Raw genomic sequence first — 385 nt, 5'->3', positions numbered from 1 at the left:
TATTTTGTGCGGGTAAGTTGTTGCGTCAGGAGGCGTTGTGGATTTCTCAATCATGGTTTACGCAGTTATTGCATTGGTGGGTGTGGCAATTGGCTGGCTGTTTGCCAGTTATCAACATGCACAGCAAAAAGCCGAGCAATTCGCTGAACGTGAAGAGATGGTCGCGGAGTTAAGCGCGGCAAAACAACAAATTACCCAAAGCGAGCACTGGCGCGCTGAGTGCGAGTTACTCAATAACGAAGTGCGCAGCCTGCAAAGTATTAACACCTCGCTGGAGGCCGATCTGCGTGAAGTAACCACGCGGATGGAAGCCGCACAGCAACATGCTGACGATAAAATTCGCCAGATGATTAACAGCGAGCAGCGCCTCAGTGAGCAGTTTGAA

General features: G+C 50.4%; 1 protein-coding gene. It reads left to right on the top strand.

Annotation, left to right across the window (positions count from 1 at the left end):
* Positions 1 to 37 precede the first annotated feature (37 nt).
* Positions 38 to 385: hypothetical protein (locus KI369_RS30145; RefSeq protein ID WP_212959084.1), on the top strand; the 348-nt coding region annotated here is incomplete at its 3' end.

The organism is Bacillus sanguinis (assembly GCF_018332475.1).
Lineage (GTDB): Bacteria > Bacillota > Bacilli > Bacillales > Bacillaceae_G > Bacillus_A > Bacillus_A sanguinis.
The sequence above is the reverse complement of the archived record's forward strand: the minus strand, read 5'-3'. Positions and strand labels throughout refer to the sequence as shown.